General features: G+C 56.1%; 24 protein-coding genes. 13 read left to right on the forward strand and 11 right to left on the reverse strand.

Translation table 11 applies throughout. The annotated features are described in order from the left end of the window. Nucleotides 1-231 precede the first annotated feature (231 nt). Genes H4I92_RS02345 through H4I92_RS02360 form a run of 4 tightly spaced genes read left to right on the forward strand, consistent with a single transcriptional unit; the run spans nt 232 to nt 3639 of the window. Nucleotides 232-1167 (forward strand): DegT/DnrJ/EryC1/StrS family aminotransferase, encoded by a 936-nt coding sequence (locus tag H4I92_RS02345; RefSeq protein WP_179105599.1) that lies wholly within the window; start codon nt 232-234, stop codon nt 1165-1167. Continuing rightward, nucleotides 1164-2132: a hypothetical protein gene (locus tag H4I92_RS02350; RefSeq protein ID WP_143512577.1), complete on the forward strand. Its 969-nt coding sequence runs from the start codon at nt 1164-1166 to the stop codon at nt 2130-2132. The genes H4I92_RS02345 and H4I92_RS02350 overlap by 4 nt, the downstream gene beginning before the upstream one ends. Next, nucleotides 2126-2821: a class I SAM-dependent methyltransferase gene (locus H4I92_RS02355; RefSeq protein ID WP_077529034.1), complete on the forward strand. Its 696-nt coding sequence runs from the start codon at nt 2126-2128 to the stop codon at nt 2819-2821. Before H4I92_RS02350 ends, H4I92_RS02355 begins: the two co-directional genes overlap by 7 nt. Beyond that, nucleotides 2818-3639, forward strand: coding sequence for a sulfotransferase family protein (locus H4I92_RS02360; protein WP_077529035.1), 822 nt, complete (start codon nt 2818-2820; stop codon nt 3637-3639). Before H4I92_RS02355 ends, H4I92_RS02360 begins: the two co-directional genes overlap by 4 nt. A 161-nt stretch (nt 3640-3800) precedes the next feature. Here the strand turns inward: H4I92_RS02360 and H4I92_RS02365 are convergent, their stop codons facing one another. Then, complete coding sequence (locus tag H4I92_RS02365) at nt 3801-4526, reverse strand: WbqC family protein (RefSeq protein WP_223073622.1); 726 nt, start codon at nt 4524-4526, stop codon at nt 3801-3803. Between the two features lie 21 nt (nt 4527-4547). After that, nucleotides 4548-6491, reverse strand: coding sequence for a hypothetical protein (locus H4I92_RS02370; protein WP_077529037.1), 1944 nt, complete (start codon nt 6489-6491; stop codon nt 4548-4550). 218 nt (nt 6492-6709) lie between these two features. Here H4I92_RS02370 and H4I92_RS02375 point away from each other — a divergent pair, with 218 nt between their 5' ends. From H4I92_RS02375 to H4I92_RS02395, 5 genes are all read left to right on the forward strand, one after another. After that, on the forward strand, nt 6710-8188 hold the full coding sequence (locus H4I92_RS02375) for a flagellin N-terminal helical domain-containing protein (RefSeq protein ID WP_077529038.1): 1479 nt from the start codon (nt 6710-6712) through the stop codon (nt 8186-8188). Between the two features lie 72 nt (nt 8189-8260). Continuing rightward, nucleotides 8261-8674, forward strand: coding sequence for a flagellar protein FlaG (locus H4I92_RS02380; protein ID WP_077529039.1), 414 nt, complete (start codon nt 8261-8263; stop codon nt 8672-8674). 281 nt (nt 8675-8955) lie between these two features. Continuing rightward, nucleotides 8956-10887 carry a flagellar filament capping protein FliD gene (gene fliD, locus H4I92_RS02385; RefSeq protein ID WP_077529040.1) on the forward strand — a complete coding sequence of 644 codons (1932 nt, stop codon included), beginning with the start codon at nt 8956-8958 and terminating at the stop codon, nt 10885-10887. Nucleotides 10888-10932: 45 nt separating this feature from the next. Further along, entirely contained in the window at nt 10933-11340 is a 408-nt protein-coding gene (gene fliS, locus H4I92_RS02390; RefSeq protein ID WP_077529041.1) for a flagellar export chaperone FliS, read from the forward strand. A 62-nt stretch (nt 11341-11402) separates the two neighbouring features. Further along, the gene (locus H4I92_RS02395; protein ID WP_077529042.1) at nt 11403-12164 is read left to right on the forward strand and encodes a type 2 periplasmic-binding domain-containing protein; all 762 of its coding nucleotides are present in this window, start codon (nt 11403-11405) and stop codon (nt 12162-12164) included. Here H4I92_RS02395 and H4I92_RS02400 read toward each other — a convergent pair whose 3' ends face one another. Further along, entirely contained in the window at nt 12165-13091 is a 927-nt protein-coding gene (locus H4I92_RS02400) for a histone deacetylase family protein (protein WP_077529043.1), read from the reverse strand. 107 nt (nt 13092-13198) lie between these two features. Between H4I92_RS02400 and H4I92_RS02405 the strand changes: the two genes are divergently transcribed. Beyond that, entirely contained in the window at nt 13199-15940 is a 2742-nt protein-coding gene (locus H4I92_RS02405; protein WP_077529044.1) for a bifunctional acetate--CoA ligase family protein/GNAT family N-acetyltransferase, read from the forward strand. A 25-nt stretch (nt 15941-15965) separates the two neighbouring features. Here H4I92_RS02405 and H4I92_RS02410 read toward each other — a convergent pair whose 3' ends face one another. From H4I92_RS02410 to H4I92_RS02420, 3 genes are all read right to left on the reverse strand, one after another. After that, nucleotides 15966-16421 (reverse strand): lysozyme inhibitor LprI family protein, encoded by a 456-nt coding sequence (locus tag H4I92_RS02410; protein ID WP_179105600.1) that lies wholly within the window; start codon nt 16419-16421, stop codon nt 15966-15968. After that, the gene (locus tag H4I92_RS02415; protein ID WP_077529046.1) at nt 16418-16909 is read right to left on the reverse strand and encodes a lysozyme; all 492 of its coding nucleotides are present in this window, start codon (nt 16907-16909) and stop codon (nt 16418-16420) included. Before H4I92_RS02415 ends, H4I92_RS02410 begins: the two co-directional genes overlap by 4 nt. 95 nt (nt 16910-17004) lie before the next feature. Further along, nucleotides 17005-18548, reverse strand: a protein-coding gene (locus tag H4I92_RS02420) for an IS3 family transposase (protein WP_143512552.1) whose coding sequence is annotated in 2 segments (ribosomal slippage) — nt 17005-18077 and nt 18077-18548 — 1545 coding nt in all. Because the reading frame shifts where the segments join, the coding sequence is not laid out codon by codon here. Between the two features lie 322 nt (nt 18549-18870). Between H4I92_RS02420 and H4I92_RS02425 the strand changes: the two genes are divergently transcribed. Beyond that, entirely contained in the window at nt 18871-19107 is a 237-nt protein-coding gene (locus H4I92_RS02425) for an AbrB/MazE/SpoVT family DNA-binding domain-containing protein (protein ID WP_077529047.1), read from the forward strand. Then, nucleotides 19070-19495: a PIN domain-containing protein gene (locus H4I92_RS02430; RefSeq protein ID WP_218668111.1), complete on the forward strand. Its 426-nt coding sequence runs from the start codon at nt 19070-19072 to the stop codon at nt 19493-19495. The genes H4I92_RS02425 and H4I92_RS02430 overlap by 38 nt, the downstream gene beginning before the upstream one ends. A 5-nt stretch (nt 19496-19500) precedes the next feature. On the opposite strand, the gene yaaA is transcribed toward H4I92_RS02430, so the two are convergent. After that, the gene (yaaA, locus tag H4I92_RS02435) at nt 19501-20265 is read right to left on the reverse strand and encodes a peroxide stress protein YaaA (protein WP_077529049.1); all 765 of its coding nucleotides are present in this window, start codon (nt 20263-20265) and stop codon (nt 19501-19503) included. 188 nt (nt 20266-20453) lie between these two features. Next, entirely contained in the window at nt 20454-20705 is a 252-nt protein-coding gene (locus H4I92_RS02440) for a glutaredoxin family protein (protein WP_077529092.1), read from the reverse strand. A 59-nt stretch (nt 20706-20764) separates the two neighbouring features. Here H4I92_RS02440 and rdgC point away from each other — a divergent pair, with 59 nt between their 5' ends. Beyond that, complete coding sequence (gene rdgC, locus H4I92_RS02445) at nt 20765-21688, forward strand: recombination-associated protein RdgC (RefSeq protein WP_077529093.1); 924 nt, start codon at nt 20765-20767, stop codon at nt 21686-21688. Here the strand turns inward: rdgC and H4I92_RS02450 are convergent. The 3 genes from H4I92_RS02450 to ubiG are packed head-to-tail and all read right to left on the reverse strand — an operon-like array spanning nt 21678 to nt 23835. Continuing rightward, nucleotides 21678-22445: a YciK family oxidoreductase gene (locus tag H4I92_RS02450; protein ID WP_077529050.1), complete on the reverse strand. Its 768-nt coding sequence runs from the start codon at nt 22443-22445 to the stop codon at nt 21678-21680. The two genes, rdgC and H4I92_RS02450, sit on opposite strands and share 11 nt — an antisense overlap. Beyond that, the gene (locus H4I92_RS02455) at nt 22442-23125 is read right to left on the reverse strand and encodes an HAD-IA family hydrolase (protein WP_077529051.1); all 684 of its coding nucleotides are present in this window, start codon (nt 23123-23125) and stop codon (nt 22442-22444) included. The genes H4I92_RS02450 and H4I92_RS02455 overlap by 4 nt, the downstream gene beginning before the upstream one ends. Continuing rightward, the gene (gene ubiG / locus H4I92_RS02460) at nt 23122-23835 is read right to left on the reverse strand and encodes a bifunctional 2-polyprenyl-6-hydroxyphenol methylase/3-demethylubiquinol 3-O-methyltransferase UbiG (RefSeq protein WP_077529052.1); all 714 of its coding nucleotides are present in this window, start codon (nt 23833-23835) and stop codon (nt 23122-23124) included. The genes H4I92_RS02455 and ubiG overlap by 4 nt, the downstream gene beginning before the upstream one ends. Between the last annotated feature and the right edge of the window lie 7 nt (nt 23836-23842).

The raw sequence follows: 23842 nt of genomic DNA on the forward strand, positions 1-23842 counted from the left end.
AGTTAATTGGTTTGAAAACGGCCGACGCTATTGTCAGCTCGACGTGAACGGATCTCATGAAAGCGGGACCCAGGCTCGATACGGGGTCACCCATGGCGGATCGTCTCCTGGTGTTGGAGTCCTTATCAAGCTCTTTGATCCGCTGAGAATCAGGCGGGCCCGTCTTCTTATTTTTCAACTTTTGCCGGTGAAAAAGGCGGGTTGATGCGATACCAACGGTGTTCCGGGAACATGATCCCTAAGGCCGCTTACGATCCTGAGAACGGCTCGCGCAAGGCCCGCTTTTTCCCTTCGGCTCGCCGTGCCTGGCTTGCTTGCTTACAGGGGTTATCTCCCCGGCGTATTTTATTACCTGCTTATATAGGTTATACCGACAAAGAAGGTTCGGGCGTTCTGGATCCGATCGATGAACTAAAGACCCCATTCTCATTTTATCCGGTTGGTACTGATTTGCTTGCAAATTCGGATACCATAATGCATTGCCTTGTCCGTGAGCCGGATATAGACGTGGTGCTACTCATCCACTATTTCGGCTGGCCAGGAGGGGATGTATCCACTATCCGCTCTATATGTGACCAAATGGGTGTTGTACTGGTGGAGGATTGTGCTCATGCATTTCACTGGGGGCAACCCGATCCTTCCCTAGGGATAAGAGGGGATTTTGCTCTCTACTCTATTCACAAATATTTGGCGACTGCAACTGGTGGCCTGCTCCATGCTGTTCATCAAAAAGAATATCCGAAAGCCATGGTGCCCGAAGAGCAAAATATTGATCCAGCAGTTCTCGATGTGCTCGCGCGGGCAGATCTGGATGCCATTGCTGGTAAACGCAGAGAAAATTTAGCTCGAGTTCTCGACGAGTTAGACGATATGGATGGGTTGATACCGTTACGTACTGAAATACCGCTGGTACCTCAGTCTATGCCGGTGTGGGTTGAAGGGCATAAGATGCGGGAAAAACTCTATTTTCGTATGATGGAGCGGGGTGTTCCAGCAACAGCTCTTTACCACCGACTACACCATTCGCTGGAGCGCACCCTTTTTCCACAATCATTCGAGGTGTCCGAGCACGTCCTGAATTTACCGATTCATCAGGATATGTCCGCGGATATGATTAAATACATGTTTCAGGAAATTCGTGCTTCACTCAGGGAACTCCGTAAATGAAATCGATTGGAGGATTCTTTGACCTTGAGCTGCCACCAGCAGGTCCCGGCCCCCATCCGGGAGCGGTCGCATTGTCAACGGGAAGAGCCTGCATGGGATTGTGGATACAGGATGCCCAGCCAGAGCGTTGCTATGTACCTTTCTATTGCTGCGACGCCTTGATTCAGCCGCTTCAGGAGGCAGGTATTCCCTTCGAGTTTTACTCTATAGATGAGCAATTGTGCCCGAAGGAGCTACCGGAAGAGCCGGGCAATGATGAGTGGTTAGTCTGGACTAATTTTTTTGGCTTACTGGGAAACCGACTTGAGCCTCTTTCTAAAGCTTGGGGTGGACGGATTCTCGTTGATAACACGCACGCCTTTTTTGAAGCTTTTGAGCCTAAGTTATGGTCTTTCACATCTGCCCGAAAATATTTTGGAGTTCCGGATGGTGCATATTGCTATCGCCCGGACGGGGACGCGACTGAACCGGATGTCGAGCGTTTCGTGCCAGACAGTGCATGCCATCTTGTTGCACGGTATACAAGAAAGTCAGGCGAGGCTTTCAGCATGTACCAAGAGGCCGAAGAAGCTCTTGATTGCTCATTAAAGCGCATCTCTAAGCTTTCCGAAAAATTGATGTCTGGAGTTGATATTGAATCAGCCCGGATGGCTCGGCACCGTAACTACGAAATACTTGTTGAGCATCTTTCTAAATATAACACATTTAGTCTTGCCAACTGCGCTCCGGTTAAAACGCCATTTTGCTATCCCTTTCTGCCGGCAAAGCCGATTGCGCGACATAACCTTTATAAAAAAAATATATTCGTGCCTACCCTATGGTCGGACGTTGAGAATCGTGAGGTTGATGATTTCGAACTCGAGCGAAGAATAAGCAGAGACCTTCTGCCGTTACCAATTGACCATCGTTATAAACCAAATGATATGTTGCGCTTAGCCTCAATTGTTTTGGATAATATATGGTAAATAAAGACTATTGGGCAACGTTCTGGCGCGATCATGGTGTTAAAAGCAGCGACTCGGATGCTCAGAGTCAAGTTTTACGTACTCATAATAAACAACCGATCGATGAGAAAAGGTGGATTTCCACCCTGAACACCGTGCGGAAACATCTGCAGATGACCGGGGGCCACCGGATGTTGGACCTTTGCAGTGGCAACGGATTGTTTGCGCGCCATTTTGCTCCTGATTGCGATTGGTTGTTAGCAGTTGATATCTCGCCGGACCTTCTGCGTAGTCTCGACCAGTTGGATATCAGCAATGTTGAGACTATAGAGTCAGATATGCGGGCGGTCGATTTCCCGGCGGATACATTTGATCGTATCCTTCTTTATGCCGCGTTGCAGTACCTCGAACCGTCAGAAGCCATAAAGTTGTTGGAGCGGGCAGCAGGGTGGTTGGAGCCAGGAGGCATTCTTTACCTTGGTGACGTCCCGGATCGGAATCAATTGTGGAATTTTTTCAATACTAAGGAACGAGAAGCACACTATTTTCGAAATTTGCGGGATGGCGAAGCTATCGTCGGAACCTGGTTTGATTCTGAATGGCTATGCCGGCTTGGTTACTTTGCCGGGTTTTCCGAGGTGCGGATCATCGAGCAACCTGAATTCATGATCTATCATACCTTTAGGTATGAGGCGGTACTAATTCGATGAAATCGATAGAAAAAATTCTTTATCTTGGTGGGGTTGCTCGGTCTGGATCGAGCTGGGTGGGGCAGATTCTCGCATCCCACCCAAAGATCTGCTTCCGATTTCAACCGCTCTTTGCCTACAAATTCAAGGGACGTGTGAACGAGGATTCCTCGAAGGAAGACTTCGAAAAGCTTTTCATAGATATGGCCATGTCAAGTGATGACTTTTTGTGTCAGGAGGATAAGAAACTGTCTGGGGAGTATCCAGGATTCACCGAAAACGGCAAAGAAACGGTATTGGCGTTTAAGGAAAATCGATATCAGAGTGTTATTGGGCCTATGCTTCGCAGGGTACCTGGAATGCAATTAATTGGCCTGATCCGACATCCTTGTGCTGTACTGAATTCGTGGCGGAAAAACCCAAAAGAGTTCCCTCTTGGGTCCGATTTTCGGAAAGAGTGGCGTCACGGGATGTGCAAAAACTCCGGACCCGAAGACTATTTTGGTTACCTTAAATGGAAGGAGGTGAGTCATCTTTATCTCGATTTAGCAGAACAGCACCCGGAACGAGTTCTGGTCCAGCGTTACGAGGATCTTGTCAATAACCCCTTGGCGAGTAGTGAGCATATGTTCCAGTTTTGCGGGCTGGACTATGCGCCTGAGGTGGCGGCGTTTGTTCAAGAAAGCACCTCCTCGCATCAAGAAAGTTACTATTCAGTTTATAAGAATCCCTATGTAGCGGTTAAATGGCGACAGGAGATGCCACAGGACATTGTGGATGAAATTTATGAAGATCTGCGTGGTACGCGGCTGGAACAGTTTCTCTATGAGCCATTTTAAATCCATAAACGGTTATCGCGGTTTATTCAAAGGGATTATAATTACTGGTTCTGAGACAGCCTTTGTTATGGTTTGCTCAGCTTGATCTTCTATCGACAGGCTTTCCGACTTGAAATAGTGGGTTATTTTCCGTGAATTTTGAAGAGCACCATTGATCGAAATTACTCGTTGCAGATCTCCGATTTAGTCAGAATAGGGCCGGGGGATTGAGCCATTTTTGCGACCTCATCTAGGCTGTTCCACATCAGGGCATCGATGATAGAAAGGCCTGGGACGAACCCGTTTTTTTTCTGATTATAAGGCTTCAGGTTGGGTTTTACGAACCAAAGGTGAATTCCCGAGTTGTCAAATTCTTCTTCGCTGAATATTTCTGGCGCGCCGCTTAAGTTGTAATAATTGGAAGCTCCTAGGTGTTCGCATATCCGCAATGCCCACTGACCCGGATGGCGTATGTCTAGATTGGCGTTTATTAACTCTGACTGTCTATAGAATGTCGGATTTAAATTAAAACGGTGGGAGATTTGTGTCAGAGAGAATTCCAGGATATCGATTAAGTTGAAGGTTTCGGTTTCGGGTAAGGATTTATGGATGATTTGGAGCGTTTTTGAATAATTAGGGGCTATTTGTCTGTAGGATGATAGTTTGTTGAAGAAATTTAGTTTCCAGTTAGGGTCTGGGATTGTAACGTTTTTTATGTGGGTGAAGCGATCTTTTCTGTTGATGGGGATGGTGATGTATTGCCAGGTTTTTCTATGGTCAGGGTGAAGTATGCGGTTTCGATTAACCCAGCCTTTTACTGTGAACTGGATGTCGTCGAAAATGATCCAGGTGTCGACCTGACTCATCAGTTGGAAATAGCCGATATAAGGAAATAAATAGGGTTGCATTATCGCTATGTTCATAATCGTCTATTGGTTCGGGCTTTCATGAATATTATTAATTACAGTGGATTGTTCTTCGAACCAAGCTATTGCATTAACAAATTGATCTTTAATATTGTGGATTTCGGGCTTGAAAAAAATTGACTGCGGGTCTCGCTGTAATATCTCGTAACTAATATGCTCTCTGTCTTGGGGGTTATGAATCAGATGAATGAGTTTACCGATCAATGCCTGTTCATTGGTGGTGTTGAGTAAATTGTCCATGCCCAAGGTTCTTATTTCCTGAAGGTCCGTGTAGCTTGCTACGTCACTGCCTTCTGTAAAGATGACCTTGGGGATTCCCAACAACAGTGTGTCGACATTGGTGTTACTCCCTCCAAAAGGGAAAGTTCCTAGGGCTAGGTCACATTTTGCCAAATCCTCCATGTAATTCTTGTAGGGCTTAACGTGGTGTACCTGGAACTGACTTTTTAATCGTTGTGAAAGCGATTTAGCGAATGCAGTATGTTTTGAACCGGTGGGAGATGCTGGGAAGAAATGAAATTCAAGCGGAACCGTGGACTCGTTTTCCAAGATCTGACATAGATTTATGACGCGAAGACTAATCTTCATTAGTGTGCTATTAATAGCAATTCGAACAACGCCGTCTTCCGAAGGCTGATTTTTCATTTCAGATGAGAAAGCAGGGTGGGGAGTGTGAGGTCTACTTTGAAGCCGATGAGGCGCCAATTTCTCTTCAAAAAAACGCTGATACTCAATTCCCTCTATTCCGCCGATTACGCCGAAATCAATAGTGCTCGTGGCAGCCGATGCAGGGTGCCCATACGACATAGCTTGATAGGGAGCTAGTCGAATATTGCAGGTGATAATGGACCAGGCAGCCATTCCCAGTGACGGGTAAAGAACTAAATCGGGTTCTTGATTAACTATAGCGTCTACCGCTTCGTTGATATCACTTAGGTTCTCCGAGACGTGAATGACTTCATGGAAATCTTCTGCAGAATTCTCATCATAATCCTTCTCGTTAGTAACCAAAATCGTGTGGTAATGGTTTTTGAGCGCTGCCAATCTGGTATGGTAACAGCGATACATTGCATGCGGCGTTCGATACTTCTCAGAGGCAATGACGACTCTTTTGATTTCAGTAGGCTTGCGTCGCGCATTGGTTGTTGCCAAGTCCTTAGTCTTCTTGGGCAACCTGTTATCGAGCCACCTCTTAATTAACTGGTTGGCACTGCGCTTGAAGTCATGACGATTGGATATATCCCAGTAAGTGCAATTCATCCAGCCTGGGATAATCCGGGACACATGTGCCAACGTAGGCGCGGTAGCTTCAGCCATGATGGGGTGTTGATCAAACAGACTTTTGAAGTTCTTACGGCTCTGCTCATCAAAGGGGTGTTTAAAGGTTGTCAAAAGGCCTATGTAGGCGCTTAAAGCGGTCTGCGGGACCGTCCCCATCAGTTGACGGTAGTTCACTTCTACTCGGCTATGAATGGTGTGACAGGCAAGGGCATAAGTGATATCGCGATTGCTGTTTGGGTCTAACTGCCCTGCTGTATCGAGCAATCCTCTGTGCCAGAGTATGTGGTCCATGTTGCCAAAGTGGCTAATGTAGAAAATATCTTGAAGAAACGGTTTCATGAAGATGAGAACGGCAAGTTCCCGATCCGAATGCTGATAGTGGGGGCTGGCCAAATACTGCGTAATGGCTGTTGCCAATCGGTGGTACCAGTAACACCGCTCTTCCAGGGTCATGGAGGTGTCAAGCGGTGGCAGCCCTGCCCGGATTCGGACATCCTGATTAAGGATGGTATCGAACTCATGTGTTTGCTCAAGGGCTCCATCTTTGTTGAGCAAATGTTCGAAGAGGTGATCGAGGCATTGGGACAAGGCTCCCCAATTAGCTGAAAAGGCGTAGTGCTCCATATGGGGAATCGAAACAGTGATTTCGCCTGCGCTTGCACTCATGTTGTTCCTGCCGGATTTAAACCAGTAGATCAGTGCTAAAGAATAGCTGACGCGAGGCGCCTGTGCACTGTTACGTTTTCTTACAATATTCCGAAGCCATGGGCTAAAGATTTTCTCGAGGGTGCCGCTAACAAGCTCAGAAGGCGACAGTACCGGTACTGCCGGTGCCTGAGCCTCTGACCAAACCACATGTCAGTGAACAGGCAGGAGAAAAGGTTATGGCACTCGGTATCAACACCAACGTGGCATCCATTAACGCTCAGAACCAGCTGAGCAAGTCTCAGTCACAGAACGACCAGGCATTAGAGCGGCTTTCGTCAGGTCTTCGCATCAACTCTGCTAAAGATGACGCGGCGGGTCTGGCAATCTCAACCCGCTTTGAGTCGCAAATTGGTGGTCTCAACGTAGCTAGCCGTAACGCGAACGATGGCATTTCGCTGGCCCAGACCGCTGAGGGTGCCTTGGACGAGGTGACTAACAACCTCCAGAGGATTCGGGATCTCTCAGTTCAGGCGGCGAACGCGACCAACAGCGAGTCCGATCGGCAGGCGCTGAACGACGAGGTTCAACAGCGAATCGAGGAGATCGATCGGATTTCATCAGAAACCAGTTTTAACGGTTTGAACGTACTGGACGGTTCCTTGAACCAGCAGGATTTTCAGGTGGGCGCAAATGTTGGCCAAACCATCGGTGTTGACCTGTCTCAAGGGACAAGAGCGGATCAGATCGGGCAAATCGCTAGTCAGGATCTTGCTGTCGATGGAAGCACTGCGATTGATTCTCCTGGTGGGACAAACGAGCTTTCCATTGCAACCGGAGATGGGGATTTTGTTCAGATTGGAGCCTCAGAGGAGGTGACCAACGATGATGGTGATTCCTTGGGTCGTGACGCGGGCAGTGCATTTGCTGTGGCGGCCTCTATTAACGAAGCAGAGGTCGAAGGTCTGAATGTTCAAACCTCAAATGAGCAAGTTTTTGAGGGTGTGACATCCAACGACGGTGCATCCGGTACCCTGACTATTAATGATACTGAAGTTTTTAATGCTGACGCTACTACTGCAACCGGTAGTGCTTTCACCCAGGAAATTGCGGATGGTATCAATGCTTCGTCTGCTCAGACTGGAGTGACCGCAGAATTTGATAGTGATACGGACACTCTGACCCTGAATGCGGAAGATGGGCGGAATATTAACTTTGGCTCCAACGCTGGAACGTTTGAGCTCAATACTGACGGCTCTACCCAGATAGGCAACGGTGATTCGCTTAGCGGCGAAGTGAGCTTATCTTCCTCTGAAGACATCAGTTTCGCTGGAGCAGGGACCGGAGCCGTTTTCGATGACTTCAGTGGATCCAGTGCAAGCATCACGGCTGCAGATGATGAGGGCGGCTTAAGTAGTGCCGATATCAGCTCGGTTGATGGGGCTAATGACGCAATCTTCCGAGTAGACGCCGCGCTGGATAGTGTCAACAGCCTCCGAAGCGAACTCGGCGCCACGCAGAACCGCTTCGAGTCTACCATCGCTAACATCGACAGCAACGTGGCGAACCTGGAGGCTTCCAACAGCCGCATCAAGGACGCCGACTTCGCGGCCGAGTCCGCCAAGCTTGCCCAGTCCCAGGTACTGCAGCAGGCGGGTATCTCGGTACTGTCCCAGGCCAACCAGCGGCCTCAGCAGGTCCTGTCCCTCCTGCAGTAAGCAGGGCGTTAAGGCGGCCGTCGCCCTCCGGGGTGGCGGCTTAGCCGCGTGACAGGGCATGCGAGGTGTGACATGAGTGACGTAAACCTGAACAGCCCGGACTCGAATCCGCGCCCCTCCGGGGAGCGGGGTTTGGCTCGGGCGTCTTCATCACAGCCCGCTGATAGCAAGGCCGGCAATGTGTCCTCCATTTCGCCCCTGAAGACCGAGCGCAGCGAGGTTTCCCAGGCGGAGAAATCGGAGAGGCTGAATGAAGCCATGCGGGAGGAACTGGATGATGCGGTTTCCCGACTCAATGACTTTGTTCAGTCGGTCCAGCGTGATCTGGAATTCGAGGTGAACGATGAAACCGGTCAGACGGTGGTCCGCGTGATCGACCAGCAGACCGAGGAAGTGGTTCGCCAGATTCCGGACGAGCTGGCAATGAGGTTGGCCGAGAACCTGCAGCAGGATGAGCCTTTGTCGCTTCTGAACATCAGGGTGTGAGGAAGGCCGCCGGCTGAGCAATGTTTTCAGGGGAGCCGTCATTCCGGGAGGAGTGACGGTTTTTTGTTATACGGATTTGTAAAGAATCGCGTGCGAGACAGGCCTCCACAGGGGCAGCGGACGGCATGGTATGTGCATCAATCAATTGGCAAATGGGTAAAAAGCGGCAAACCGAGTCTTGGCTTACAATCAGTAACAGGGTTATGGCAAAACAGGGGCAAAGTTTTGCCGGTTGGTGCCGTTAAATAGGATAGGCGCAATGAAACGATGCGAGGTGCATCATGGGTAGTCCAGGTGGCGTGTCATCGCTGGGAATTGGCTCCGGGATCCTGACCAATGATCTGCTGGACGATATTATATCCGCTCAGCGTGAACCGGCCGTTGAGAGGCTGGATGCAGAGCAGCAGGAGACGGAAGCTAAGCTCTCGGCCTTCGGGCAGTTCCGCAGTGCTGTCAGCAGCCTTGAAGGGCCTGCTGATGCCCTGACGGATCCCTCCACGTTGCGTAACTTCAAGGGTGAATCCTCCAGCGACGCCATCAGTGTCTCAGTGGATGATTCTGCAGCCCAGAAGGGCAGTTACTCCGTGGATGTAAACCAGGTGGCACAAGCCCAGGCGCTTGCCAGCGAGACCTATGCGGACCGGGATTCCACCGCTATTGGTTCGGGCGATCTCACGTTTAACGTGGGTGACCAGACCAAGACCATCACCCTTGATGACAGCAACAACACCCTCAACGGCCTCGCGAGCGAAATCAACGAATCTGACATGGGGGTTAACGCCTCGATCCTGAACACCGGTGATGGGTACCGGATGGTCCTGAACGCGGACGAGACCGGTACCGCGAACGCCATGCAGATTACCGCTAGTGATCCCTCCCTGGATGCCTTCACAACCGCGAACCTTGAGCAAACCCGTGCCGCAAAGGACGCTAAGGTCAATATCAGTGGCGTGGAGGTCACCCGCAGCAGCAACACCATTGAAGGGGTGATTGATGGGGTTACGCTGAACGTCAGTGGTGAGACGGATCTGCCGGCGGATGTGAACGTCACCCAGGACCTGGAAGAGCCGACCAGCAAGGTTCAGGAGTTGGTGGATGCCTTCAACCAGGTGCAGGGTACGGCGAACGAGTTGACCAGCTTTGACCAGGAGGCCGGTGAAGGCAGCGTCCTGACCGGTGATTCCACCATCCGCAGCACCATGAACCAATTGAAGCGTGAGTTCAGCCAGATTGTGCCCGGGCTGGAGAATGGGAGCGTGCGTTCGCTTGCGGATGTGGGTATTACGACGGATTTCAATACCGGTCAATTGGAGTTCGATTCCGCCAAGTTCAAGGAGGAGCTTCAGCAGAATCCGGACGAGGTTACAGCTCTGTTTGCCAATCAGGGGCGCGCTTCAGACACTCAAGTTGAGTTTGTGCGCAGCGGTAGCAGTACTCAGCCCGGGGAGTACGATCTCAACGTGGACTCGCTGGCTACTCGCGGCAGCTTGACTGGCGGTCAGTTGGCTGCTGGCGACATCACGATCGATAACACCAATAACACCTTCAGCCTCAAGCTCAATGATGGCAATGAGGCCCAGGTCACACTCACCGATGGCACATACAGCAATCAGCAGCTGCTGGAAGAAGTCCGTACCCAGGTAGCCGACAACACCACTATCCAGTCCGGTGAGGACTCATTACAGGTGGATCTGACCGGCAACGGTGAGCTTCAGTTCACCTCCAGTGAGTATGGTAGTAATTCATCCGTCGAGATTACCCAGGGGAATGCCGACCTTGGGCTGGCCACGGGTACCGGCACTTCCGGAACAGACGTTCAGGGCACCATCGACGGGCAGCAGGCTGAGGGCGACGGCCAGGTGCTTTTCCTGGGGCGTGACCAGGGCGATGCCTCCGGAATACAAGTGCGTATCCGGGGTGGCGAAACTGGCGCCCGGGGTTCTGTCTCCTACATCGAGGGCGTGGGTAACAGCATTGCCGAGCGCATCGGTCAGCTGGAGGGGCGCAATGGGGCCCTGAGCTCGCGTGAGGAGTCGTTCCAGAGCGATCTGGAGGACATCCGGGAGGATCGACAGGATCTGAGCGAGCGGTTTACGTCGCTGCGTGAACGGCTCTCGAGCCAGTTCGCCGCGGCGGATTCACGCATCAGCCAGTTCCAGCAGACGGGTAACTATCTTGAACAGCAGCTTGCCGGCTTGACCGGCGGGAACTGATCCGACACCAACGCCAACAAGACGTACAGGCAACAGGGGTACATCATGAACGGACTGCGGGCCTATCAGCAGGTGAACACCCAGACCAGCATCACCGATGCGGATCCGCACAAGCTGATCCAGTTGTTGCTGGATGGTGCGCTTGAGCGGATCAACATGGCCAAGGGCAAGATCGAGGCTGGCGATTATGCCGGCAAGGGCAACCTGATCAGTAAAAGCATGGAGATCATTGGGTCCCTGCGCAGCTCCCTGGATTTTGAGCAGGGTGGCGAGCTTGCGGGCAACCTTGAAGCTCTCTATGACTACATGGAACGCGGCCTTCTGGAGGCGAGTATCCGCAACGACGTGGAGAAGCTGGATGAAATTGCCAGCCTGCTGCGCACCGTGAAGGAAGGCTGGCAAAGCATTCGCGAAGAGGCTCTGGACTTCCTGCGCCAGCGCGACGCTGGCTGAGGGATGACGGCTTTCAGTCCCTGTGCTTTAATTCAGGGCGAGCCTGAGGACTGGAGTCATCCATGCTGCGTGCCCTGTTGTACGGTGCCTTTGTTTTGCTGGTCTCGCTGGGCTCTGTTGCCCTGCAGGGCAAGCCCGTTTCCGAAGATCCTGTCACTTTCAGTCTCGCGGCCATAGAGCCCTGGGCTGAACGCACCCAGGAAGGCGAGCGTCGTGGCCTGCTTGTGGATCTTGTGGGGGAAATCCGAAGCCGCACCGACATTCCCATCCGTTATCAGGTCCGCCCCCACAGTCGTGCCATCCTTGAAATGGAGGAGGGGTATGCGGATTTTGTGCCCACCTTCGTGGCGCCGGGAATTAACAAGATCGGAAAACCCGTGGCGGATCTTCTGGAAGTTCAGGTGCTGGTTCTGGGGCGTGCCGATGATGAGCCCGTTGATTCCCTGGACGAACTGGAGGGTGAGAATGTGGGGTATCTCAGCGGCACCTGGTACGGTCACACCTTCGCCACCAACGAGGCCATCCGCAAGGTTCCTGTCAACAATGTGGCTCATGGTCTGAGACTGCTTCAGCGTGACCGGCTGCGGGCGGTGGTGGCGTCGGAGGTGGCCATTCCCGCCGGCTTTGATCCGGATGGTTCCGGGGCGCCGGTACGTACTCTGATGCGGCTGGATACCCTCAAGGGAAAGATCTATATGTCCCGCTCCTCGCCCCGGGAAGAGGCGGCGGAGGCCATTGCCGCGGCCATTGAGGGCCTGCACGAGGACGGCACCATGGAGCGGCTCTTCCGCAACCGCTATGAGGCGGACATCGTCCGGGAGTGATCAGCTGGCGGCAATGAGCTCGCGGATGTGCGCCTCGACACCTTCAGTGAGCGACTGCAGGTGGTACCCCCCTTCCAGCATCGAGACGACTCGCCCCCGGCAAAGCTCCCAGGCGAGGCGGGTGATCTCTCCAGTGATCCAGGTGTAGTCCTCGGTTTCCAGGTTCACATCCGCGAGCGGGTCCAGCCGGTGGGCGTCAAAACCTGCTGACACCAGAATCAGCTGGGGCTTGAAGGCCGCCAGCTCCTCGAACCAGCCATCCTTGACCGCCTCGCGATAGGTAGCGCTGTCCGTGCCTGGATCCAGCGGGACGTTCAGGATGTGCCCGGGCATACCGTGGCTGTGCTTGAAGGGGTAGAAGGGGTGCTGGAAGCTGGAGCACAGCAGCACGCGCGGGTCATGGTGGAAGATGTCCACGGTGCCGTTACCCTGGTGGACGTCGAAGTCGAGGATGGCGACCCGTTCCAGATGGTGGAACGTGAGCGCGTGCAGGGCAGCAATGGCGATGTTGTTGAAGAAGCTGAACCCCATGGTGCGATTGCGTTCAGCATGGTGGCCCGGTGGCCGGATGGCGCAGAAGGCATTGCGCGCCTGGTTGGTGAGCACCTGGTTCACGGCCTGGATGCCGGAGCCCGCCGCGAGTTTGGCGGAACGGAACGTGTGCGGGTTCATGGCCGTGTCCGGGTCCGCCATGATGCGCCCCTGGCTGGGCGTCATCTGTTCCAGCTGGCTGATGTAGCTGTCCGGGTGGGCTCGGCGCAGTTCATCGTGGGAGGCTTCCTCCGCTTCGTTGACGGTCAGCTGCTCCCACAGGCCGGTCTGTTGCAGGTGTTCACGGATGGCGCTCAGGCGCCGAGGGCTTTCCGGGTGGTCATCCCCCATGTCGTGTTTTTCACAGTCCGGGTGATGGAAGTAGGCTGTTGCCATCGTCGCGCCTCGCCATGCAGGTTACACTTCAGACAGGGATTGTGAGCCGCAAGGATGGATGTGGCAAGGCAATCCAGCGTCTGGAAAGGGTCAGAAAGAGGGGCTGTATGTCCACCCGGCATCTCAACGCGCTGTTCAACCCACGCTCTATCGCCGTCATCGGTGCTTCGGAGCGTGCCACTAGCCTTGGCGGCATGGTGCTGCGCAATCTCATGGCCGGCGATTACCCTGGCCAGCTGCTGGTGATGAATCGCCAGGGGTACAACAAGGTGCATGGCATCCGCTGCGAGCGCCGCGTCAAGCAGATGCCCTGGGCGCCGGATCTGGCGATCATCTGTACCCCGCCCGAAACGGTGCCCAAGCTGGTGCGCCAGCTTGGCGAGCGTGGCGTGCGTACTGCCATGGTGATGACCGGCGGTATGTCCCGTTCCTACAGCCGCAATGGCGAACCGCTGATGTACGCGGTTCGGGATGCCGCGAAGAAGGCCGGTGTACGGATTCTTGGGCCGAACACCATCGGCATCATGTCCCCGGACACGCACCTGAACGCCACCTACGCCCACATGGGGGTGCTGCCCGGCAAGATCGGCTTCGTGGGGCAATCCGGTACCGTGGCCAGCGCCGTGATCGACTGGGCCTTTGCCCGCGGTGTGGGATTCTCGCGCTTGCTGACTCTGGGTGATGGCATGGACATCGCCCATGATGACCTTATTGATTACCTGGCAGAGGACTCCGGCACACGGGCGATTCTTCTGCACATGGAGCACATCCCCAATCCACGCCGGTTCATCTCGTCGGTGCGGGCGGCTTCGCGTTCCAAGCCGGTGATCGCGGTGAAAAGCGGGCGTTTCCCGGAATCCGAATACCTCTCCCACACGCTGCCTGATGGCATTACCCAGACGGATCCGATCTACGATGCGGCGCTGCAGCGCGCTGGTGTGCTGCGGGTGAACGGCCTGGACGAGATGTTCGATGCGCTGGAGAGCCTCTCGCGCATGCGCCGTGTGCGCCGTGAGGAACTGGTGGTTCTGTGCAATGGCGTGGGGCCCGGTGTGCTGGCGGTGGACCGGCTGCTTTACCAGGGAGGTGAGCTGGCGCAGTTTTCCGAGGAGACGGTGGCCAAGCTGGAACAGCGTCTGCCGGGGTACCTGAGCGTGCGCAACCCGCTGGACCTGGGGTACGACGCCTCGCCCCAGCTCTACGCGGATGTACTGCAGATCCTGGGGCACGACCCGGGGATTGCCAACGTGCTTGTGATGTACACACCCACGCTGCTGGAGGACACGCTGCACATTGCGGATTCGGTGATGCAGGTGGCCAGGCGCCAGCGGCTGAACGTGTTCACCTGCTGGCTGGGCCAGAGCACGGTGCTGGACGCCCGGGATGCCTTCTACGAAGCCGGCGTGCCGACTTTCTTCTCACCCGAGAAGGCGATCCGCGCCTTCATGCACTTTGTGAAGCACCAGCGAGGCCAGCGGTTGCTGGCGGAGACACCGGAATCCTGGGTGGAGCCGGAAGTGAACCGCCAGGAGGCCCGGGAGATGGTCCAGAAGGTGATCCGCAGCCGCCGCAACCACCTGACCAACCGAGAGGCGCGCCAGCTTGTGGCGGCCTATGGCCTTCAGACTCTGGAGACGGCCTATTGCGACGACGAGGAAGAGGCCGTGGAAGCCTTCCGCGAATGGGGCGGGCCTGTGAACATCACGCTGCTGCATGAGCGCGGCTGTCATCCCTACCTGGAGGAAACGTCCGGGCGCGGGCGGTACCGCTACACCATCCGCCGTCTCAATGATGAAGCTGCGGTGGCCAATGCCTGTGAGACGCTCATGGAGCAGTACCGCAAGCACTTCCCGAACAGTGGCTTCCTGGGCTTTGCCATGCACCAGACGAATGCCGGCCTCGAGGGGATCGGTTTCAGTCTCGGCATCACGCGGGATGCGGTCTTTGGGCCTCTGATTGTGTGCGGTTCCGCTGGTGCGCGTGTGAACATCATGAGCGATCGCCGTGTGGCGCTGCCGCCACTGAACATGAACCTGGCCCATGAGCTGCTGGCGCGCAGCAATGCCTACCGTCTGTTGCGCGAATACAGTCCCAGGCCCGAAGAAGACATCCGTTCCGTGTGCCAGACACTGGTAACGCTGTCCCAGATCAACAGCGACATTCCCGAGATCCGCGGGCTTGAGATCCTGCCCCTGCTGTTCGGCGAGGATGGCGCCGTGGCCTGCGATGTGGCCATTGATCTGGGTGAACCGGTCAGGCCCGTGATCAAGCCCTATCCCCGTGAGCTGGAGGAATGGGTCAGCCTCAAGTCCGGGCGCGAGGTGCTGGTGCGCCCCATCCGCGCGGAGGATGAACCGGGTCACCTGGAGTTCCACCAGAGCCAGTCCCCGGAGACGATCCGCTACCGCTTCTTCCAGTACCGCAACAGCTTCACCCATGACGACATCGCGCGCATGGTGCAGATCGACTACGACCGCGAGATGGTGTTCATTGCCACCGAGTGGCAGGAGGATGGCGGCGAGCGGACCCTGGGCACGGTGCGCGTGTGGACGGATGCGGACAACATCCAGTGCGAATTCGCCGTGATGGTGCGAGATGACCTGCGCGGCGAGGGGCTGGGCCGAATCCTGATGGAAAAGATGATCCGCTACTGCAAGGCCCGCGGCACCCTCGAGATGGTGGGCCATGTGCTGCCGGGCAACGAGGCCATGGCCGGCCTTGCCAGGGCGCTCGGGTTCTCGGTCACCTACGATCAGGAAGAAGACGTTGTGGCCCTGAAGCTGCCCCTGAACAAGCCCACGGAGGACTGGCATCTGGATCGGCTGGATGGCGAGATGCCGCCGATCTGACATCACCCAGTTCTGGGTCAGGCGATCAGTAATTCTGCAGGTATCGAAGCAGGGTTATGATGCGGGCCTCAAGGATACGGGCTCGAAAACCACCACGTGACAGGGTCGCGGAGCTTCCGAATTGCTCCAGCGTCCAGTTCTTTTCGATGAATTCGAACTCAGCGTCCCTGTACTTCATCCACTGCTTCTGAGACTGCTTAAGGGCATCACGTTTGGACGTTGGTAACGTGGTAATAAGTTCTTGGTACGCTGACTGAAGTTCTTTCTTCAGAAATTGATTGTATTTGGCATAAGCATTCGCGAAATCTTTGGTTGTCTGAGCTTTATCAATTTCTTTCTGGTAAGGCTCCGCTCTCGATTGAAACTCCTTCACCAGGTCCGGCTTGTCAGGGTTGACGAGTGCATATCCAGGCAAAGAAAAGAATGCCATCATCAAGACAAAAGTTACCCGTAACCTGAAAGAAGAGGAAAGTGTGTTCATTTTCTGTATGCTCCTGTAGAGAAGAGTTTCCATTCACGCTTCCGTCGGTTGATTAACCCCGGCGATACGCCTGTTTGTGTTCTCTTCCAGGCTTTCCAAGCGGACTCGAGATTCTGGTATGGGGTTTGTGCATTGGGGTTGTTGATCAGCTTTAGGGCAGAGGAGTTGCTGAAAGCCGTTCGGCCAATATTGAAAGCGAGCAACACAAGTGCATCGAATTGATGCTGTGGTAACGTTCTGACAGTTTTATTCCGAACTGCTTCAACAAACGGGCGAAGATCTTTCCTCAGAAGCTGTTCTCCTTCTTCCCTGGTAATTCCATCCCTGAATTCATCCCATTCGCCCTTTTTGATCAAATGACCATAGCCAATCGTGGCTCCCTGGACCCAACTATCCGTGTCTTTACCGGTTTGGTCGTCGTACGGAGCATTGCGGAACCCTTCCAGAGTTTTCAGGAGGGATAGTCCTTTAGTGCTCAACTGGTTCATGATAATTCCCTTTATCAGTCTTCAGATTGTTTGATGGAAGGCTTGTCGCCAACGGTGTCTGTCAACGTAGATGTCGCGTTTAAGTCATCAGCTCTTTAACAATTGACCGCCGTTTCCGGATTCAGAGTCACTGATTCCGGCAAGCTGAGTTTTCGAATATCACCGGACCAGCGGCGCGGGTTTTCAGCTTTCGCAGCCTCGATAACCCGTTGACGCTGGAACAGGATCTGGTCAGCTTCGCCGTTATGGCGCTGCTGTGGTGTCACGTAATTCAGGGCGCTGTGGCGATGCTCGGTGTTGTACCAACGCACGAACGCCAACACCCAGTCCCGGGCCTGTTCGATTGTTGTGAAGCCGTTTGTCGGAAACCCCGGGCGGAACTTCAGCGTTTTGAACAGCGACTCCGAGTAGGCATTGTCATTGCTCACTCTGGGGCGGCTTTTCGAGGGCGTAATGCCCAAGTCGTACAGTTTCTCCAGGAAGGTCGACGCCTTCATGGGGCTGCCATTGTCCGAGTGCAGCACCAGTGGTTTGTCCTTCGTTGCCAGATGCTCACGCCAGTACGCCTTTTCGATGAACTCACTGGCCAGCTCTCCGGTTTCGCTGTCGTAGACCTCATGGCCAACGATCTTGCGGCTGTACACATCCAGCATCAGGTACAGGTAGAACCAGGTGCCTCTGGCCGGGCCCGGTAACCATGAGATATCCCACGACCACAGTTGGTTTGGTTGTGTCGCCTTGTGTGTGGTCGCTTGGCGCCTGCTCTCAGGTGCTTTCTGTCGGCCTCTGGGGTGCACCTGATCGTACTCACGCAGAACCCGATAGAACGTTGACTCCGAGGCCAGGTAGCGTCCCTGATCCAGCTGATCGGCCACGATAAACGCCGGCGGGCAGCTTCGATATTCTTTCTGATTGCACAGCGATACCACGGCCTGGCGCTCCTGGTTCGTCAGTTTATTGCTCGGCGCCGCTCTGGGCACCAATGGCCTCTGGTCCGCTTTGACACCCTTGTCAGTCGTCCAGCGCTGATAAGTGCGTACAGTCAGGTTCAGCAAGGCACAAGCCTTCTCCAGCCGGGCTCCGCTACTCTGCGCTTGTTCAATCAGAGTAATGGCCTGCTGGCGATCCGGGAGGCTGGTCATTCGTCCTCGTCTTTGGGGCCCCAGATCGCCTCGGCTTTTTTTGACAGCGTCAGCAGAGCCGCCGTTTCCGCAAGCGCCTTGTCCTTGCGTCGCAATTCCGACTCAAGTTTTTTGGTTCGTTTCTTCTCGGCTTTGGTCGCTTGCCGGTTCCTTTTGGCCTGCTCATCAGACTGGGCATTAGCCCCCGCACAGGCGGCTTTCCAGGCCTCGATCTGCTCCGGGTACAGACCGTGTTTGCGGCAATATTCACCGAGCTCCGCCTCCGTCATTGGGGCGGTCTCCAGCACAATGCGGAACTTCTCTTCGCTACTCCACTTCTCGGGGGTGGCTGAGTTCGATGGCAAAACGGCACCTTGCTCTCTGGCGGCTTTACGCCAATTGTACAAGGTTACCGTACTGATGCCTTCCTGGCTGGCCAACTCGGCCACAGTCAAGCTGCGCGGTGGCGCCATCTTCTGGAGGATGGCTTCCTTACGTTCCGGTGAATAATGGGGCATGGTTGTCCTCTGAAATCATCAGGCGACAACTACCTTGACGCATAGGGCCAATCCCATGAATATTTCAAGGTTAGCATTCAGGTTCAGCGTTATAAAAGAGTCCGTTCCAAGGGAAAACTGCGTGCAGGTGGGATCGTCTTATCGCGTGCAGGGCACGCTCCTGGTATGGATTGAGGTGAGGTAGGTCCATCCATTATGTCTACGGAGGGAAGACGTAATTGTGTAGGAGCGACCTCTGGTCGCGATTTTCCGGGCATGACTTTACCGATCGTGCAATGGTAAATTCTGGTCATGTTGGGATCCACGTCTTGAGGAAAAAACCATGACAAGGCTCAGTTCCAAGCGCCAGGTCACGCTTCCCAAGTCCCTGTGTGACAGGGCTGGTCTGAACAGCGGTGATGAGTTCAAAGTCCTGGAGCACGACGGGCACATCACCCTGATCAAACAGACACCGGGAGCCAGTGACGGCTTTCTGAGGGATATCCAGCCGGATGAGCGTTTCAGTGAAGAGGAGTCCAGGGATGACGGAATCCAGCAGTCCAGGGATGGTGGCCATTGATACCAACGTATTACTACGCCACCTGCTGAATGATGATCCAGAGCAGACGCGGCGCGCCAGAGCTTGCCTTGGAGCCACTGCGCAGGTTCTGATTACTGATGTTGTTCTCTGCGAGACGCTCTGGACGCTCGCCGGCAAACGCTACCGGTTGTCACGGGATCAACTGGCCCGGGTTGTTCTTGCTCTGCTGGAGGAGCCCGCCTTCTGCTTTGAGGATGAGCAGGTGGTATGGGCCGCCTACTGCGATTTTGTGGACCAGACCGGTTTTGGGTTGCCGGATGCATTGATCGCTCGCAAGGCCGAGTCTTTGGGGGCGGAGCCGCTGTACAGTTTTGATCGTGCAGCGTTGCGGATTGCGGGAGTGGAAGCACCCCCGCCGTCGCAATAGCCAGTCTATCCGCGCGTAAACACCCAGTTGTCGCCGCTGGAAAGCTCTTCGTTGAACACGTACCCGTCCGTATCGAATCCTTTGACGTCCTCGGGGTCCGTCAGTCGGTTGCGGATGATGTAGGCGGCCATCATGCCCCTGGCTTTCTTAGCGTAGAAGCTGATCATCTTGTACTGGCCGTTCTTCCAGTCCTTGAACTGGGGCGTGATGATGCGGGCGCCCAGTTTCCTGTGATCCACGGCCTTGAAGTACTCGTTGGAGGCGAGGTTGATCAGTACACCGTCATCCTTTTCGAGTTCGTCTTTCAGGTAGCTGGTGATGGTGTCCTTCCAGAAGGCGTAGAGGTCTTTGCCCCGGGCGTTCTGGAACTTGGTGCCCATTTCCAGCCGGTAGGGCTGCATCAGGTCGAGGGGCCGCAGGACGCCGTAGAGGCCGGAGAGAATGCGCAGGTGGTGCCGGGCGAAGTCGAAGTCGTTCTGGGTGAACTTTTCCGGCGCCATGCCTTCGTAGACGTCGCCCTTGAATGCGAGGACGCTGGGGCGTGCGTTATCGGGCGTGAAGGGGGTGTGCCATTCCTGGTAGCGCTGGGCGTTGAGTTCACCGAGCTGCTGGCTGATGCCCATTAGGTTGCTGACCTGGTGGGGTTCCAGCTGTTTGAGGTCGTCGATCAGTTCCCGGCTGTGCTCGAGGAACTGGGGTTGGGAGTGGGCGCTGGTGGGGAGTTTGCTTTCGTAGTCGAGTTTTTTGGCGGGTGAGACGACCATTAACATTTTCTATCCTCCCGTGGGTTGGCTTAGTCTTATTCTAACATGGTTGCTGGGCATTGAGCGGGGGAGCCCTTCACGGGAATCGCCACGAGTACGTCCATGTAGGCTGCTCTTCCGCCATCCATGGCTCCAGAGCTTCCCGTGAAGGGCTCCCCCGCTCAATGCCTTCAGGCCTTCACGGTACTTCCGCGCTAGTGGTTTCCCAGAAACGCGATCACATCATCCGACGTAAACGGCCACTCCAGCTCTTTCCCCTGGGGTTCCATGCGCAGGACCGGGATGCGTTCGCCGTATTGCTGCACCAGTTCCTCGGATTCGCTGATGTCGACGACGTCCACCGGCAGTGGGGTGTCGAGTGGGGTGCGGACGAGGACCTGTTCGGCCTGTTCGCAGAGTTCGCAGTTCTCGGTGATGTAGAAATAGAGGCTGGTGCCTGTGGACATGGTGCTGGCTTCCCCCGGATAATCCCGGCCCTGTTTGGTCAATGCCGGGGATCTGGTTCATGTGGTTTCGTAATGCGCGTCTCTATCGTATCACCAAAGCCTTCGAGTGGTCCGCCGAGGCCCTGGAGGAGGCGCTGGCGAAGCGGGCTTTCCAGCCGTGTGGGCCCCAGGACACGGAGCGTCTGGGCTGGGTGTCGCCCCTGGGCCGTGATGGTGATCAGCTGGTGTTTACGTCCGGTGAGTGTCATCTGGTTTGCCTGCGCCGGGAGGAGAAGGTGCTGCCGCCGGCGGTGATCCGCGAGGAGGTGGATGAGCGCGTGGCCGCCGCCGAGGAGGAGCAGGGGCGGCCGTTGCGGCGCAAGGAGAAGACGGAGATCAAGGAGCAGGTGACGCTGGAGCTGCTGCCACGGGCGTTCACCAAGTCCCGGTTCATTCACGCCTACATTGCGCCGTCCCAGGAGCTGGTGGTGGTGGATTCAGCCGCCAGCAATGCGGCTGAGACGCTGCTTTCCGAGCTTCGCGAGACCTTGGGGTCTATGCCGGTGCGCCCTCCGGCGGTGCAGCAGTCACCGGCGTTCACCATGACCCAGTGGCTGCGGGGCGAGGCACACCCGCCGGCGGGGCTGGTGCCTGCGGATGAGTGCGAGCTGCGGGATGATGAGGAGCAGGGTGGCGTTGTGCGCATCAAGGGTGTGGGTCTTGATGGCGATGAGGTGCGGGCGCACCTGGACAATGCCATGAGCGTGACGCGGCTAGCTCTGGATTGGGAGGATCAGCTGTCGTTCATGCTGGATGATGAGCTGACGATCCGCCGGCTGCGCTTCGGGGATGACCTGAAGGAGAAGCTGGACGACGATGCCGGGGATGACCGCGTCGCCCGCTTTGATGCCGCCTTCAGCCTGATGACCCTGGAGCTTTCCCGGCTGGTTCCGGCGCTCCTGGAGGCCTTCGGCGGCGAGGACCGTTCCGCGCTTAACGCTTGATCTGGGCGTCGAACTTCTGGCCGGTCACGCCTTTTGAGTCCGGCCCCATCAGATACAGGTAGGCGTCCATGATGGCGTCCGGCTCGGGGTTGCTGGCCGGGTCCTCAGCCGGGTAGGCCAGGTGGCGCATGTAGGTGCGGGTTGCCCCGGGGTTGAGGCTGTTCACTCGTACGGCTGTGCGGGCATCATCCAGTTCGTCCGCCAGGGTTTCCATCAGGCCTTCGGTGGCGAATTTGGAGATGGCGTAGGCGCCCCAGTTGGCGCGTCCCTTACGGCCCACACTGGATGAGGTGAAGACCACCGAGGCATCCGGGGCGGCGCGCAGCAGTGGGGTCATGGCCTGGCTGAGCAGGAAGGCGCCGGTCACATTGGTGCGCATGACCCGTTCCCATTCCTCCGGGTTGTAGTACTCCAGCGGCGTGCGGTCGCCGAGGCGGCTGGCGTTGTGAAGCAGGCCGTCCAGCCGACCGAAGTCCTCCTCGATGCGTTCCACCACCTGCCCATAGTCCTCCGCTTTCGCGCCTTCAATATCCAGCGGCAGGATCAGCGGTTCAGGGTGGCCGGCGGCGTCGATCTCGTCATAGACCTTTTCCAGCTTCTTGATGGTGCGGCCCAGGAGAATAACGGTGGCGCCGTGTGCCGCGTAGGCTTTGGCAGCGGCGCGGCCGATGCCGTCACCGGCACCGGTAACCATGATGATGCGGTCCTTAAGCAGGTCCGCTGCGGGCTGGTAGTTCTCGACGGTCTGTGCGCTCATGCGGAATCCGTTTCGGGTCGGTGGGTGTCGATCAGGTGAAAGAGTTCGCGGCCGTGGTCGATGATGTGGTGGGCGTTCCAGTCCGCCACGTTCTCGTCCGCGCCCAGGTAGCCGTAGCGGGCAGCCACAGTGGTCATGCCGGCAGCCAGGCCGGATTCGATATCGCGCCTGTGGTCGCCAGCGTAGAGACATCTCTCCGGCGCCACGCCGATCTGCTCGGCCGCCAGACGCACAGGTTCCGGATCGGGCTTAGTGTTGGTGACGTGGTCCGGGCAGACCACGCTGGCGCAGCGTTTCAGGAGGTCCATTTCCTCCAGGAGCTTAAGGGTGTACTGGCTGGCCTTGTTGGTGACAATGCCCCAGGGCACTTCCCGTGCCTCCAGGTGGCCCAGCACTTCGGCCAGGCCGGGGAAGAGCCGGGTATGGACGGCGATGTGGTCGGTGTAGAGTTCCAGCAGTTCGGTATGGCGCTCGTCATAGCCGCGATCGCCGGGGCGCAGCCCGAAGCCGAGCTGGACCAGTCCGCGGGCGCCATTGGAGACAACCCGCCGAATGCTGTGTTCATCCAGCTGGGGCAGGTTGTGGCGGGCGCGCTGGGTGTTGAGGCACCAGATGAAATCCGGTGCGGTATCCAGCAGCGTGCCGTCCAGGTCGAAAAGAATGGCGCTGAAACGGCTCACGCGTCGGCCTCCGGCTTGATGCCGTGCATGAAGTAGTTGACGTCGATGTCCCGCCCGAGCCGGTAGAGGCCGGTGACCGGGTTGTAGGTCAGCCCCGTGGTGTCGCGGGTCTCAATACCGGCATGGCGGAAATGGCGGTCCATTTCGGAAGGCCGGATAAAGCGCTTCCACTCATGGGTGCCGCGAGGCAGCAGATTGAGCACGTATTCCGCGCCGACCTTGGCAAAGAGCCAGGACTTGGCGTTGCGGTTGATGGTCGAGACCACCAGGCTGCCACCAGGGCGCAGCAGGCGCGCACAGGCCGAGACGGTGGCGGCCGGGTCCGGCACGTGCTCGAGTACTTCCAGGCAGGTGACGGTGTCGTACTGGCCGGCTTCCTGCTCCACGAGGGTTTCCACGTCTTCCACGCGGTAATCCACGCTGACTTCGGCTTCCAGCGCGTGCAGGTCTGCAACGCCCACGGCCTCACGGCTCAGGTCGATGCCGGTAACGTTGGCCCCGCGCCGGGCCATGGCTTCGCTCAGCAGGCCGCCACCGCAGCCCACGTCCAGCACGGTCTGGCCGTTGAGGCTGCCGGTGTGCTGCTCGATGTAGCCGAGCCGCAGCGGATTGATCTCGTGCAGCGGCTTGCACTCGCCTTCCGGATCCCACCAGCGCTGGGCCATGGCGTCGAATTTGGCGATTTCGTTCTGGTCCACGTTCAGGCTCATGGGGCTG

Source organism: Vreelandella halophila (genome assembly GCF_019903425.1).
GTDB classification, from domain to species: Bacteria; Pseudomonadota; Gammaproteobacteria; order Pseudomonadales; family Oleiphilaceae; genus Halospina; species Halospina halophila.